This is a genomic window from Moorena sp., assembly GCF_982860115.1.
Genome location: NZ_CEYLVT010000035.1, coordinates 1 through 14024, shown reverse-complemented (window position 1 = coordinate 14024; position 14024 = coordinate 1). Strand labels below are relative to the sequence as shown.

Sequence of the window (14024 nt, the reverse complement as noted above, 5' to 3'; positions counted from 1 at the left end):
CGCCAAGGGCGAACAAGCAACTAACCTACCCTACTCGAACGCCAAGGGCGAACAAGCAACTAACCTACCCTACTCGAACGCCAAGGGCGAACAATCTGCTAACCTACCCTACTCGAACGCCAAGGGCGAACAACCTGTTAACCTTGGCCTATTGGCCACGCTACGCGAACAATCTGCTAACCTTCAATCTGCTAACCTTGGCCTATTGGCCACGCTTCGCGAACAACCTGCTAACCTTGGCCTATTGGCCACGCTTCGCGAACAACCTGCTAACCTTCAAGCAACTAACCTTCAAGCAACTAACCTTCAACCTGCAACCCTTACCGGACAGACAATCACTTTTGAAATAGAAGATACCGGTCCTGGTGTTGACCCAGCTGAGATTGACAGCTTGTTTGAAGCATTTGTCCAAACTGAAATCGGTCGGAAATCTGAGCAAGGAACTGGTTTGGGTTTGTCCATTAGCCGACAATTCGTGAAGTTGATGGGAGGGGACATCACCCTTAGTAGTCCTCTAGGTGGAGGAACAATCGTTACATTTGATATCCAGATTAGTCTGGCTGGAGCAGGTGCAGACATTCAGACACAACACCCAACCCGATCGGTGATTGGGTTAGCACCTGACCAACCTAAGTATCGGATCCTGGTAGTTGAAGATAAATGGGAGAGTCGAAAACTACTGGTCAAGCTGCTAGAGCCACTGGGATTCGAGGTTCGTGAAGCCGAGAATGGTAAAGAAGGGGTAGCGCTATGGTCGAGTTGGGAACCGCATCTAATCTGGATGGATATGCAGATGCCAGTAATGGATGGCTACGAGGCTACTAAACAGATCAAAGCCCATTTGAAGGGTCAAGCGACGGTTATTATTGCTCTGACTGCTAGTGCATTTATTGAAGAACGAGCGGTTATCTTGTCTGCTGGTTGTGACGATTTTGTGCGTAAACCTTTCCGGGAGGAGGAGATTTTTGAAACAATGGCTCACTATCTCGGAGTACGTTATGTCTATGAAGAGGAAACTTCAGCCACCTTACCTCAAAAGTCAGCAACTGAGGCGCTGACGCGGGAAGCTCTAGCTGTGATGCCTGCTGAGTGGGTTGCACAGCTCTACCAGGCAGCTAACCAAGTTAATAATCAGCGGATTTTCCAGCTAATCGAGCAAATCCCTTCCGAACATGGTCAGGTTGCGATCGCACTGACGGATTTGGTGCGAAATTTTCGTTGCGACAAAATCATTGATTTAACTGAACCAGCTACATCATGACTATTACTCACACTAAGACACCATTAGATATCACTGAAATTAAGACCCCTAAAGGGAACATTTTAGTTGTTGATGATATAGCCGAGAATCTGCATCTTTTATCTGACACCCTGACCGAGCAGGGGTATGATGTTCGAGGCGTGATTAACGGTTCCATGGCTCTTAGAGTAGCCCACTCAGTATTGCCAGATCTAATTTTGCTGGACATTAAAATGCCAGATATGAATGGTTATGAAGTCTGTCAAAGGCTGAAAGCTTCCGAGTCAACCCGCCCTATTCCAGTAATTTTCTTGAGCGCTCTCAATGAAGTGATCGACAAAGTCAAAGCCTTTGAAGTGGGTGGTGTAGACTACATCAGCAAACCCTTCCAGGTTCAAGAGGTTTTAGCTCGTGTAGAAAATCAACTAACCATTCAGAGGTTGCAAAAGCAACTCTGGGCAAAAAATTTAGCCCTAGAAACCACTAATCAGGAGTTAGAACGCTCTAACCGCGAACTAGAACAATTTGCCCATGTTCTTTGCCATGACCTGAACCAACCTCTGCAAAGCATTATCTTGCATACTGATATGCTCAACATCAATTACCAGGACAGGCTTGACATCAAGGGTGAGGGATACATTACAAAAATTCGAGATTCCAGCCTTCGGATGAAAACGTTTATGCAGGATTTACTCGTTTATGCCAAGGTTGGAGCCGACTCCCAAGACATCACATCAACCGATTGCAATATTGTATTGGAGCAAGTTTTAGATAACTTAAAAGCTGCCATATCTGAGAAAAATGCGCTGATTACCCATGATTCTTTACCTACTGTGAATGTTAGTCAGACACAGCTAATCCAGCTATTTCAAAATCTAATCAGCAATGCCATTAAATTCCAAGCACCAGGGACATCCCCCCAAGTCAAGATTTCAGTAAAGCCCGTAGACAACAGTAGGGACACCGACCATGGGATATTGACAGAGGTAGGAAGAGTTTCTAGTATCAATGCCACTGGGTTTCAGGAGAATGGGCACAATAGTTTAGAGCATGGTGGTAACTACTGGCTGTTTGGGATACATGACAATGGCATTGGTATGGAACCCGATCAGCGATCGCATATCTTTGAGATATTTCAGCGTCTGCACAGCAATAAAGACTATCCTGGCACTGGTATTGGTCTAGCCACCTGCAAGAAGATTGTGGAAAATCACGGGGGACAGATTGGGGTAGAGTCTGAGCCTGGAGTGGGAAGTACGTTTTACTTTACGCTTCCTACACAAAAATAGTGAAGAATAAGCTTTGGAATCATCTTATTCTTCCAAGGCGAGTAACAACGGGATTAAGATGGCAATAACACAACTTGGTATAAGCAACCCCCCGAAATTATCGGTATTTAATCGAATATGATACTATAGGAAAAACTTTTTCCTGATCGGTGTAATAGCTTCTAGGAAACGGTATCGCATTAAAATTTTAAAGCACTCTAATTCCTTTTCTATAAAAGAGATTAGAGTGCTGATTATGGCGTCATGGCTAATCGTTAATTGGACGACCATTACCCATTACCAAAAGCGAATAAAAATTTGTGGCAGACATCCGGGAGAATTGGGAGCAGTTTTATCCCATGGTATTCATATATGGTATTCATAGCTTTGGAGTTTGCCAACCGGAGCAGTTAAACCTCAAAAACCTTAGATAAAAACTAATGGATTCAGGTATTACAATTTTCAGTTTTGGATTGTTTCTAGTAATTTTTTTGTGGATTGGGGCTCTAGCTGCTAAATCTTCCGATAATACAGAATCAGACTACTTACTTGGCTCACGCTCTTTTGGGAAAGTCTTTGTGGGTCTGAGTGCTGGCGCAACCGGAAACAGTGGATGGATTATGATTGGAGCCGTGGGAATGGCTTACTCCATGGGAGTTTCTGCTCTGCTGATGGTAATTGCCATGTTCTTAGGTGAGGTAACCTTTTGGACTTTTTTCCCTGATAAAATAAACCAGATCTCCAGAAAGCAAAACTCCCAAACTATTCCGGAATTCCTAGGCTCTACAGTCAAAAAGCCTCAAGGCAGACGAATAATCACCTTGATCGTTGCTGTGATCACTGTTGTATTTATCGGAGCCTATACTGCCGCACAATTTGCTGCAGCTGCCAAGACCCTTGATGTATTTTTTGGAGTTGACCCTACCATTGGAGCTTTGATCGCAGCAGGTTCCATTTTAGTCTACTGCGTAACGGGAGGACTCAGAGCCTCAATCTGGACTGATGTGGTGCAGGCTTTTGTGGTGATGTTTGTTTGCTTTGGCATGCTGGCAGTAGCCATTATCAACGGGGGTGGGGTGTCAGAAATTATCTCAGAACTCAATCAGATTGATCCTCAATTGATGAATCTCACGGCAGGATTTAGCTGGTTAACCTTACTCGCCTACCTAGTAGGATTTTTCTTTTTTGGCTTCGGATTCGATATCTCTCAGCCGCAAGTGCTGGTGAGATTGCTAGCTGGGCGGAGTCCCCAAGAGGTGAAAGAAGCGAAGTGGGTGTACTTTGGTTACGTGTATTCGACCTGGATAGCAATGGTTTTGTTTGGGATTGCTTGCCGGGTCTTAATTCCTAACATTAGTGATCCCGAACAAGCCTTGCCCTTGTACGCCACACAACAGTTTAATCCTTTTTTAGTCGGTATTGTGTTGGCTGGTGTCTTTTCTGTGATTGCCTCTACAGCAGATTCACAACTTCTGGTTTGTTCCAGTGCGCTCGCTAGAGATATTTCCCCGGCTTTGCATCGGAGGATGTCCCGGAAATATGGCGTTAAATACGAGCAATTCATGACCTTAGTGGTGGGAATACTCGCTGTAATTGCGACGATTTCTATTTCCTCCACAGTGTTTTCATTGGTTCTTTTTGCTAGTGGAGCTGTGGCCAGTTCCCTCGGTCCAGCCATGCTGATTATCTTATTGAAAAGGCGCACTCATTATTTAGCCTTGAACTCTATGATCTTGGCGGGATTGAGTACTGCTATCCTCTGGCGAGTTTTAGGATTTCATAACATCCTATCCGAAGTTTGTCCAGGCTTTATTGTAGCCGTGTTGGTACATGAGCTGTTAATGAATAGTGTTTTCAAACCCAAGGGTCATGCTATTGGTGAGGTGTTAAGGAAATAAGGTTTAAATTAGGTGGAAAAATTGGTAATTTAAAATTGACTAACAACTAATTCCGAAGATATAGGAGATAATAATAGTTTACTATAATCGGGTGCATCTCACTTTTGCCTAATTTCATTCATTGAGATGAACCCAAACCTAATAGAGCTGGCTGCTGAAGTTATGCACATACAGCGGTTTAAAATTCAGTTAGGTACAAAGTTCTAGGTTTTTAGGGAGCAGGGAGCAGGGAGCAGGGAGCAGGAACCCACCCCTAACCCCTCCCAAGAGGGGAAAAGATGGAAGAGGGAAAACAATCCTGTGTACCTGATAGTTATGCAAACCGCCCTAGATCATTTGATTTGGCGATCCCATGAGGTCAGCCTAGTCGAGGACAGCATTAAAATATCATAAATATAGCATAACTTAAGTAAAGTTTAGTAGTACAACACCCAGTGGGAGGGGTCCCGAAGATTTAATAATTATTAAAGAAAGAAACTATTCAAAAACCAGTAAACTAGTCAGAAATAGGGAAATAATACGATGTTTACAAATGTCCTCCCAAAAACAACCCTAGACTTGGAGTATCCGCCCAAAGACCTTTTTGAAGCGATTGAAGACCTCAAACAAGAATTAAACGCAGTTATTCTCGCTCACTATTACCAAGAGCCAGATATTCAAGATATCGCTGACTACATCGGCGATTCTCTCGGTCTTTCTCAACAAGCGGCGGCTACAGATGCAGATGTCATCGTGTTTGCTGGGGTTCACTTTATGGCAGAAACTGCTAAAATCCTTAACCCCAATAAATTAGTACTACTCCCGGATTTAAACGCAGGTTGCTCCCTAGCTGACAGTTGCCCTCCCCAAGAATTTGCGGCCTTCAAAGCAGCCCATCCAGAGCATTTGGTGGTATCTTACATTAATTGCTCCGCTGCCATTAAAGCGATGAGCGATATCATTTGCACCAGTTCTAACTCAGTTAAGATCGTCAACCAAATTCCGAAAGACCAGCCGATTATTTTTGCCCCAGATAAGAACTTAGGTCGCTATGTCATGGAGCAAACCGGACGGGAGTTAGTCCTGTGGGAGGGGAGTTGTATTGTCCATGAAACCTTTTCTGAGAAAAAGATCGTGGAACTCAAAATACAGCATCCTGAAGCGGAGTTTATTGCCCATCCAGAATGCGAAGCCCCTCTATTGCGTCATGCCAGTTACATTGGTTCCACAACAGGTTTATTAAAGTATAGCCAGCAAAGTTCAACGGAAGAATTTATCGTGGCTACTGAGCCAGGAATTATTCACCAAATGCAAAAGAGGGCACCCCATAAAAATTTCATCCCTGCTCCAGGTATGGATAGCAATTGTACCTGTAACGAATGCCCTCACATGCGGCTCAATACTTTGGAGAAGCTGTATCATGCCATGAAGCAGAAAACACCAGAAATTACTATGCCGGAAGACATCCGAGTAGCCGCCTTGCGACCAATTAAACGGATGTTGGAGTTATCAGTGTAGTCCTCTACTGCCCCTGAGCAGCTTGACCAAATTACTTGACAAAAGTATCAGTTATAAGTTATTAGTCGTAACTTATAAGCAATTTGTGTTGTTAAAACTAAGAACTGCTTAGGAATTAATCACAGATTAGTGACATATGTTCTATCGTGCAAGAGTTTAAATCATCCCCTGACGAGTCTTCCCCATCTGCCAACACTCCCTCCCAATTTGACATCATAGTGGTGGGCAGTGGTGCGGCTGGGCTATATGCAGCCCTTTGTCTACCCGCTCATTTTCAGGTAGGTGTGATCACCAAAGATACCCTAAAAAAGGGTTCAAGTAACTGGGCTCAGGGAGGAATCGCTGCTGCTATTGACCCATCTGATTCCCCAGAGCTTCACCTAGAGGATACCCAGCGAGCGGGTGTTGGTCTTTGCGATCGCGAGGCGGTAACGTTTCTGGTAGAAAATGCCTCTGCTGCCATTGACTCTCTAGTCAAGATGGGGGTAGCCTTTGACCGCAAAGGCAAAAACCTAGCCATGACCCTAGAAGCAGCTCACTCTCGTCCCCGCGTCCTCCATTCGGCAGACACCACAGGTCGAGCAATTGTCGATACGCTCACTGCCAAAGTGTTGGAGCGTCCCAATATTCAGGTGCTATCTCACGCAGTGGCTTTGAGTTTATGGCTCAATCCAGCAACTGGTCATTGTCAGGGGATTAGCCTCCTCTATCAAGGTCAGATATCTTGGCTAAAAGCCTCTGCGGTAATCCTAGCCACAGGTGGTGGCGGTCAAGTTTTTGCCCAGACAACGAACCCAGCCGTAAGTACAGGAGATGGAGTAGCACTAGCTTGGCGGGCTGGGGCAATTGTTAGAGATTTGGAGTTTTTCCAATTTCATCCCACGGCTTTAACCAAACTAGGGGCACCTCGCTTTTTGATTACAGAAGCTGTCCGGGGAGAGGGGGCACATTTAGTAGATTACAAAGGCGATCGCTTTGCTTTTAATTACCACCCTTCAGGGGAATTGGCTCCTAGAGATGTGGTAAGTCGGGCAATTTTTAGTCACTTAGAAAAAACCTCCCCCGATCCTAGCCACGGGAATGTTTATTTAGACTTGCAACCCATTGACCCAGAGCGAATTCGCTATCGTTTCCCCAATATTATTAACGTATGTCAACATTGGGGCATTGATATCTTAAAGCAGCCCATTCCCGTTGCACCTGCTGCCCATTACTGGATGGGAGGAGTTGCTTGCGATCTGACCAGTTGTACCTCGATTCCAGGGCTATATGCCATTGGCGAAACGGCTAGTACAGGGGTTCATGGTGCCAATCGCTTAGCGAGTAATTCCTTATTGGAATGCTTGGTTTTTGCCGCCCAATTAGCTGAAATTGAAACAGCTCCTAATCCAGTTCTGGCGGAATCCCTACCTTTGAGAAAAGAGAAAGGTGAGTGGGAAAGGGAAATCGAGAAGATAGCCTCAGTAAGGCAAAGTTTGCCCTACCTGATGTGGCAAAGTGCAGGAATTTGTCGCTCCCAGGAAATGTTAGAGTCAGCCCTTGCTCAAGTTAATTCCTGGCGCTCTGAATTGGCTGGTTTTCAGGTGAGTCAATACTTGCTGGATTTACTGCCCAACCAAACAGTTAAATTTGAGTCATCATTAGCCGAGCAGCAATTGCGAACGGCTGCAGAAACCTTCAATCTCCTGGATATTGCCTATTTAATTCTCAAAAGTGCAGCATTACGCACAGAAAGTCGGGGCGGACATTACCGCAGGGATTATTACCAAACCTCACCCAGTTGGCAAGTTCACACCTTAGTACAGGGGGAGCGTTGGTGGAAATCTCCACAACTTTCTCTAATGTTAGAATCCAATCAGATAGCGGTATAAATACCACTTCTTCAAAAGCAGTGACAACAGTGCAAACCTATCCCTCTATTCATCCTTAACCCTATACTATTATTGGCGAGCGCCCTACAGGTTTTATGTGCAGCTCGCTTTCATTTTTTATTGGTAATTTAATTATTGGTAATTTAAGGTGAATACTATTAACATTCCCCCCACCTTCAAAGTTACAGAAGAACAATTCCAAATACTCGCTACTGCTAACCGAGAAAAGCGCCTAGAACGTACTGCTAATGGAGAATTAATTGTTATGCCCCCTACTGGAGGCAATACCGGAAAACGCAACGCACAGTTATCTGCACAATTTGTTATTTGGAACAATCAAACCAAACTCGGAGTTGTTTTTGACTCTTCTTGTGCTTTTCGTCTTCCTAATGGTGCCGAGCGCTCTCCTGATGTCAGTTGGGTAAAAATAGAACGCTGGAATCAACTCACACCAGAACAACAAGACACTTTCCCACCCCTTTGTCCTGATTTTGTCCTTGAGTTACGCTCCCGTACGGATACTATGGAAAGCTTAAGACAAAAAATGCAGGAATATTTAGACAATGGCATAAGCTTAGGCTGGTTAATCGATCCCAAAAATAAAATCGTAGAAATTTATAAACCTCAACAAGAGGTTAAGGTGTTGAACTCTCCTAAGACTCTATCTGCAGAAGAAGTATTACCTGGATTTAGTTTAAATTTTGAAACAGTTTGGTAGTTAGTATTAAGTCATCGAATTGATGGCTCAAGGGAATAGGGAATAGGTAACAGGGAATAGGGAACAGGCAACAGGCAACAGTAAGAAAGAACTCGGAGGATTTTTTGGTGTTATAAAAAATCCGCAATGTATGATATCTTTTTAAATGCTATACTTTAGCTACTACTAATTATACCTTAGCAGCAATTGAAGCCGCCTTACCCATTGACCCTCAGCCCGATACTATTAGCGATCGCACTGTAATATGAAGGTGGATGAGGTCTTTAAGGAGATATGCCAGCTAAAGACATTTACCACGACTGTGTCAAAAATGCTCTCATTCATTTTGGTGAGCTGTTGATAAAAAACAATCGAGTTCGTCTTTTGGTTTTTGATTCTGAAGCGGAGGATATTATTAAATGGACTCTTTAGAGCGAGACCGGCAGATTATTCAAAAAATAATCTCTGACTACGCACAAATTCCTTATTCTTACGGAGAAATTGAACGAAATAGCGTGTTTGATTCTAATCGCGATCGCTACCTATTAATGATAGTTGGTTGGGAGGGAGTGCGTCAAGTTCATGGCTGTATCATTCATGTGGAAATTATCGAGGGCAAAATCTGGATTCATCGGGATGGGACAGAGGATGGCATCGCTCGGGAACTCCTAGAAGCAGGCATTCCCAAAGAGCGTATTGTGTTAGGTTTCAAATCACCCGGAGTCAGGAAGCACACAGGGTTTGCAGTTGCCTAAAGTCACCCTGTAATAAGTAATAAGTCAAGAAGAGGCTTTATCTAATTGATATAATTTAGAGTGATCGCTAATTACCACAACCTTAAAGTAGAGGTCAACAATGGCAGCCAGAGATACCTTCCATGAAGCCGTAAAGTCAGCTTTACAGAAGGACGGCTGGTGTATTACTCACGATCCTCTCTACATCAATTTTGCTGAAGTTGAAATTTACATCGATTTGGGTGCCGAAAGACTGATTGCAGCCGAAAAAGATGAAGAAAAAATAGCTGTTGAAATTAAAACCTTTCTCAAACCTTCGGCAATTTCTGAATTCCATACGGTTTTGGGACAATTCCTTAATTATCGCTTTGCCCTTAAAGCAGAAGATCCAGATAGATTATTGTATTTAGCTATTCCTCTTGAAATTCACGAGACCTTCTTTGCCCGTCGTTTCGTTCAACTTATTACCCAAGAGTATCAACTGAAATTGATTGTATTCGAGCCAACTAAGGAGGAAATTGTTCAATGGCAAAACTAGAGCAATATCGGCAACTCGTCAAAGAGATTCTAACCGAATACAGCAGCCACAAACCCGCTTATGGTGAAGTAGAAGTGGAATTAATCTTTGATACCGAAAGAGACCGCTACCAGCTTGTCCATGCCGGATGGAGTAATCGTCGCCGTATTTATGGTTCCACCATCCACATTGACCTTAAAGATAATAAGATTTGGATTCAAAATGATGGTACAGAAGTTGGGATTGCCAACGTCTTAGTTGAACGCGGTGTCCCTCACCAAGATATTGTGCTGGCTTATCATGCCCCTTACCTCAGGAAATTTACTGACTTCGCAGTGGGCTAATAAATAATAACTTAGGTTTTTACATTGTCGATACCAAGAATAACCAGGAGGTTTTGATGGTAACTTCTTTAACTACTCCCGATGCCACCTTAGCAGCAATTGAAGCGGCCTTACCCATTGACCCTCAGCCCTATACTATTGGCGATCGCCCCACCGGTTTGATCCTTGTGGATCTGGTCAATGGCTTTTGCACTGTTGGCTATGGTCCTTTGGCTCCAACAGAACCAAATCAGCAAATAACGACCATGGTATCAGAAAGCGATCGCATAGCCAAAGCTTTCACAGCTAGAGGTTGGCCAGTCTTAGCTTTTCTAGATACCCACGAACCAGGGAAACCAGAACCTCCCTATCCTCCTCATTGTGAAAAAGGGTCTGGGGAAGAAAAACTGGTTACTGAACTGGAATGGCTAGAAACTCATCCCCACGCCACCTTAATTCAAAAAGACTGCATCAATGGTTTTATCGGTTCCATTGATGTAGATACTGGCAACAATACTTTAATTAGCTGGATAAACCAGCACAAGCTAGAAGCCTTAGTAGTTGTTGGCATCTGCACCGATATTTGTGTAATGGACTTCGTGGTTACTATGCTATCAGCACGCAATCATGATATGGTACCAACGTTAAAAGATATTGCCGTCTATACCGAAGGTTGTTCAACCTTTGACCTCTCGGCAGAAATGGCAGCCCAGCAGGGTTTGCCAAAAACAGCCATTCATCCCCAGGAAATTTCTCATCACGTTGGTTTATACACCATGGCAGCCCGTGGAGCGATCCTTGCTTCTCAAATTTTGATGTGACCAATCCCAAGTTTAAAACCAAGTAAAATTTACCTTTTTTTAACAGCATTAATGTCTTTTTATCTTCTTCCTTTTAGCTTCTCTGTTGCCCCGTCAGTTTAAGTATAAATCACCATGCCTTCACCATTCCCTGGAATGAATCCCTATTTAGAAGATTCAGCCTATTGGTCAAGCGTACATCATTGGCTAATTACGGAAATTGCTCGCTTATTAAACCAACAGTTAGCCCCTAAATATGTAGTTGCGGTAGAAGTGCGAATCTACGAAACTAGTGGAGAAAAGTCCACGCTTATTGGTATTCCTGATAATGTCATTGCTAAAAGCTCTGAAAATACTATCAGGTATCCCGAGTCTAATGTAGCTGTTGCAGTTCCTTCTACCGAACCTTTAACGATAGAACTTGCTCTGACAGAAACTATTAAGCAAGGATATCTAGAAGTTAGGAGAGTTGGTACCGGAAAAGTGGTTACGGCTATTGAAATTATTTCTCCTATCAATAAAAATGTAGGAGAAGGTCGGAAAAAATATGAAAACAAACGTCAGCTTATTTTAAGTAGCCAAACAAATTTTGTAGAAATAGATTTACTACGTCAAGGTAATTCACTGATTAACTTAAATCAGAATATCGAGCGTGACTATCACATTTTAGTTAGTCCTAGTCATCAACGGCCTCAAGCCTATCTATATGCTTTTAACCTTCAAGATGTGATTCCTGTTTTTCCTTTACCTTTATGTCCAGAAGATCCAGAAATGCTTCTAGATTTACAAATGATTTTACATCAAGTTTATGACCAAGGGCGCTATGATTTAATGATTGACTACAAACAAAAAATTATTCCTGCTTTATCAAAAGCTGATGCAATTTGGGTATAATTAAAAAAAAAAAAACAAGGATTAAATTAAATTATTTATTGTAAAAATTGACATCATAACTCGTTAAAATAAAAAAAATAACCAGATTTTTTGGTAAGAGTTATGGCAATACTACCTCCCCCAATAGTGTTAGACCCTCTACTCCATAAATGGCTCAAAGAAGATATTGGTAGAGGCGATCGCACCACCCAAGGTTTGTTCACTCAAGACGCTAGTTCTGGAAATGGACAATGGATCGCTAAGGAAGCAGGTGTAATCGCGGGATTGCCAATAGCAGCGCGGGTGTTCTATTTATTAAATGAAAACGTCAGCTTTATCCCCCTAGTAGCAGAAGGAGAAAGTTGTCAGCCAAGGCAGGCTATCGCTCGTTTTCACGGACCATTTGATGCTTTGTTGATGGGAGAGAGGGTAGCCTTAAATCTAAGTATGAGTCTGAGTGGCATTGCTACTCTAACCCGTCAGTATGCCGAAAAAATTGCTGATTTGCCTGCTCAGTTGGTGGATACTCGCAAAACTACTCCAGGCTTAAGACTATTGCAAAAATATGCAACTCAAGTGGGAGGAGCCATTAACCATCGCATGGGCTTAGATGATGCGGTGATGATTAAGGATAATCATATTCAAGCAGCTGGGGGAATTGGGGAAGCGATCGCTCGAATTCGTAAGACTATTCCCTATCCTATGACCATAGAAGTGGAGACAACAACTCTCGCGGAAGTAGAAGAGGCGATCGCCCACAATGCCGATATTATCATGTTGGATAATATGCCAGTTGAGCAGATGGAGGTAGCAGTTAAGCTAATTCGCGTACGCAACAACAACATTAAAATTGAGGCATCAGGTAATGTTACCTTAAAGACGATTCGTGCAGTGGCCGAAACAGGAGTAGATTACATCTCCAGTAGTGCTCCCATTACTCGCTCTAGTTGGTTGGATTTGAGTATGAGATTGGGGAGTTGAGATCAGTTGAGATCAACAGTAGTACAACCGCACCTACCAATTTACCGAATCCTTACAAATCCGATCTGACCAATTAACTCCTGACCTTGAGCCGACAGTAACAAATTCTTATAAGCAATCCCCACTTCCTCCTCCAATTGCCCATTCTTCTTCACCACCACAAACAGATTGCGAGTAATCGGATACTCACCACTGCGAAAGGCTTCGATATTCAAAAGATTCCGTTGAGCAGGACATTGAGAACTTGGCACCAAAGGCTTTTGGTAAGGAGTCACCCACTGGTTCGGGTTACGACCCACTGGCAAGGGTTTCACAGTACACTGAGGTACCACTTCCGGTGCAGAGGCAAAATATATCCCACCTGGATCATTAGCTAATTTACGAAGCGCTACAGTAGTGGTATTGACAAACTGAACATTATTACCAAACCGCTCACCATTCATAATATCCTTCATCAACAGTTCCACAGTACCACCAGAGTCAGCAGGACGAGAATAAGGGGTGATATTGAGATTTGGACCACCCACTTGACTCCAGTTAGTCACCTGACCGGTGTAGATAGATTTGAGTTGCGCTAAAGTAAGACCAGAAATAGTTAGTGCCGGATTCACGGCCACCACCAACCCATCAATAGCAACGGCAATCTGTTGCAACTCGAAACCCCGCTGTTTCGCTTGTGAGTACTCTTGCTGAAGCAGAGGTCGAGAGGATTGGGTAAAGCTTAATTTCCCATCTAATAACATCTGAATACCCTCGCTAGAGCTGGGAGGTCTACCGATGGGATCAACATAACGTAAACGAAACCCTGGTCGTGCCGTTTGCAAAGCTACATCTACTGACTGTCGAATTGGTGCCCAAGAAGTACTTCCACCATAATTAAATAAACCCGTAGGCACATTTGCTACTTGGGCAAAGGTTTGAGTAGTCTCTGATGCTGCTGGAATAGCCCAATGAGCTGGTGACTGGCTCTGAGCTTGCTGTTGGGTGTTGTTTGGGGATTTCTTAAATACCTGGTTAATCTCCAAGTCGGATTTTACAGTAAACCACCAAAAACCACCGCCTATTACACCAGTCGTGATTAAGATGGTTAAGACTAGAGTTGCGGTTTCGTTCTGGTTTGACATATAGTATCTAGTTTAAATGTAAACATAGAATTGATGGCAACAGGCAATAGGAAACAGGCAATAGGCAACAGAAGTGTTTGGAATTTGTAGCCAATACTTATAGCAAATAGTTAACTATTTCATATAATACCAATTTTAAAAAATATTGCTACATATTAATACTCTCCCTATCTCCCTATCTCCCTATCCCCCCATCTCCCC

13 protein-coding genes are annotated in these 14024 nt (G+C 43.3%); 12 read left to right on the top strand and 1 reads right to left on the bottom strand.

Annotated elements, in window-relative coordinates:
- From AC4II3_RS08675 to nadC, 12 genes are all read left to right on the top strand, one after another.
- The coding region (locus AC4II3_RS08675) for a response regulator (RefSeq protein WP_488006841.1) at positions 1-1261 on the top strand (1261 nt) is incomplete at its 5' end.
- Positions 1258-2529, top strand: coding sequence for a response regulator (locus AC4II3_RS08670; protein ID WP_488006839.1), 1272 nt, complete (start codon positions 1258-1260; stop codon positions 2527-2529). The genes AC4II3_RS08675 and AC4II3_RS08670, both read left to right, overlap by 4 nt.
- 419 nt (positions 2530-2948) lie before the next feature.
- The gene (locus tag AC4II3_RS08665; RefSeq protein WP_488006837.1) at positions 2949-4406 is read left to right on the top strand and encodes a sodium/proline symporter; all 1458 of its coding nucleotides are present in this window, start codon (positions 2949-2951) and stop codon (positions 4404-4406) included.
- A gap of 522 nt (positions 4407-4928) precedes the next feature.
- Positions 4929-5903, top strand: a complete 975-nt coding sequence (nadA, locus tag AC4II3_RS08660; RefSeq protein WP_488006835.1) for a quinolinate synthase NadA — start codon at positions 4929-4931, stop codon at positions 5901-5903.
- Between the two features lie 146 nt (positions 5904-6049).
- Positions 6050-7774 (top strand): L-aspartate oxidase, encoded by a 1725-nt coding sequence (gene nadB / locus AC4II3_RS08655; RefSeq protein ID WP_488006833.1) that lies wholly within the window; start codon positions 6050-6052, stop codon positions 7772-7774.
- A gap of 148 nt (positions 7775-7922) precedes the next feature.
- Positions 7923-8492, top strand: a complete 570-nt coding sequence (locus tag AC4II3_RS08650; protein WP_488006831.1) for a Uma2 family endonuclease — start codon at positions 7923-7925, stop codon at positions 8490-8492.
- 398 nt (positions 8493-8890) lie between these two features.
- A complete protein-coding gene (locus tag AC4II3_RS08645; RefSeq protein ID WP_488006829.1) occupies positions 8891-9226 on the top strand; it encodes an element excision factor XisI family protein in 336 nt (111 codons plus the stop codon).
- 100 nt (positions 9227-9326) lie between these two features.
- The gene (locus AC4II3_RS08640; protein WP_488006827.1) at positions 9327-9743 is read left to right on the top strand and encodes a XisH family protein; all 417 of its coding nucleotides are present in this window, start codon (positions 9327-9329) and stop codon (positions 9741-9743) included.
- Complete coding sequence (locus AC4II3_RS08635; protein ID WP_488006825.1) at positions 9731-10066, top strand: element excision factor XisI family protein; 336 nt, start codon at positions 9731-9733, stop codon at positions 10064-10066. The genes AC4II3_RS08640 and AC4II3_RS08635 overlap by 13 nt, the downstream gene beginning before the upstream one ends.
- A gap of 56 nt (positions 10067-10122) precedes the next feature.
- Positions 10123-10866: an isochorismatase family protein gene (locus AC4II3_RS08630; RefSeq protein ID WP_488006823.1), complete on the top strand. Its 744-nt coding sequence runs from the start codon at positions 10123-10125 to the stop codon at positions 10864-10866.
- A gap of 114 nt (positions 10867-10980) precedes the next feature.
- On the top strand, positions 10981-11739 hold the full coding sequence (locus AC4II3_RS08625) for a DUF4058 family protein (protein ID WP_488006821.1): 759 nt from the start codon (positions 10981-10983) through the stop codon (positions 11737-11739).
- A 102-nt stretch (positions 11740-11841) separates the two neighbouring features.
- Complete coding sequence (nadC, locus tag AC4II3_RS08620) at positions 11842-12699, top strand: carboxylating nicotinate-nucleotide diphosphorylase (protein ID WP_488006819.1); 858 nt, start codon at positions 11842-11844, stop codon at positions 12697-12699.
- A 41-nt stretch (positions 12700-12740) separates the two neighbouring features.
- Here the strand turns inward: nadC and AC4II3_RS08615 are convergent, their stop codons facing one another.
- Entirely contained in the window at positions 12741-13823 is a 1083-nt protein-coding gene (locus tag AC4II3_RS08615) for a PstS family phosphate ABC transporter substrate-binding protein (RefSeq protein ID WP_488006817.1), read from the bottom strand.
- Positions 13824-14024: the final 201 nt, after the last annotated feature.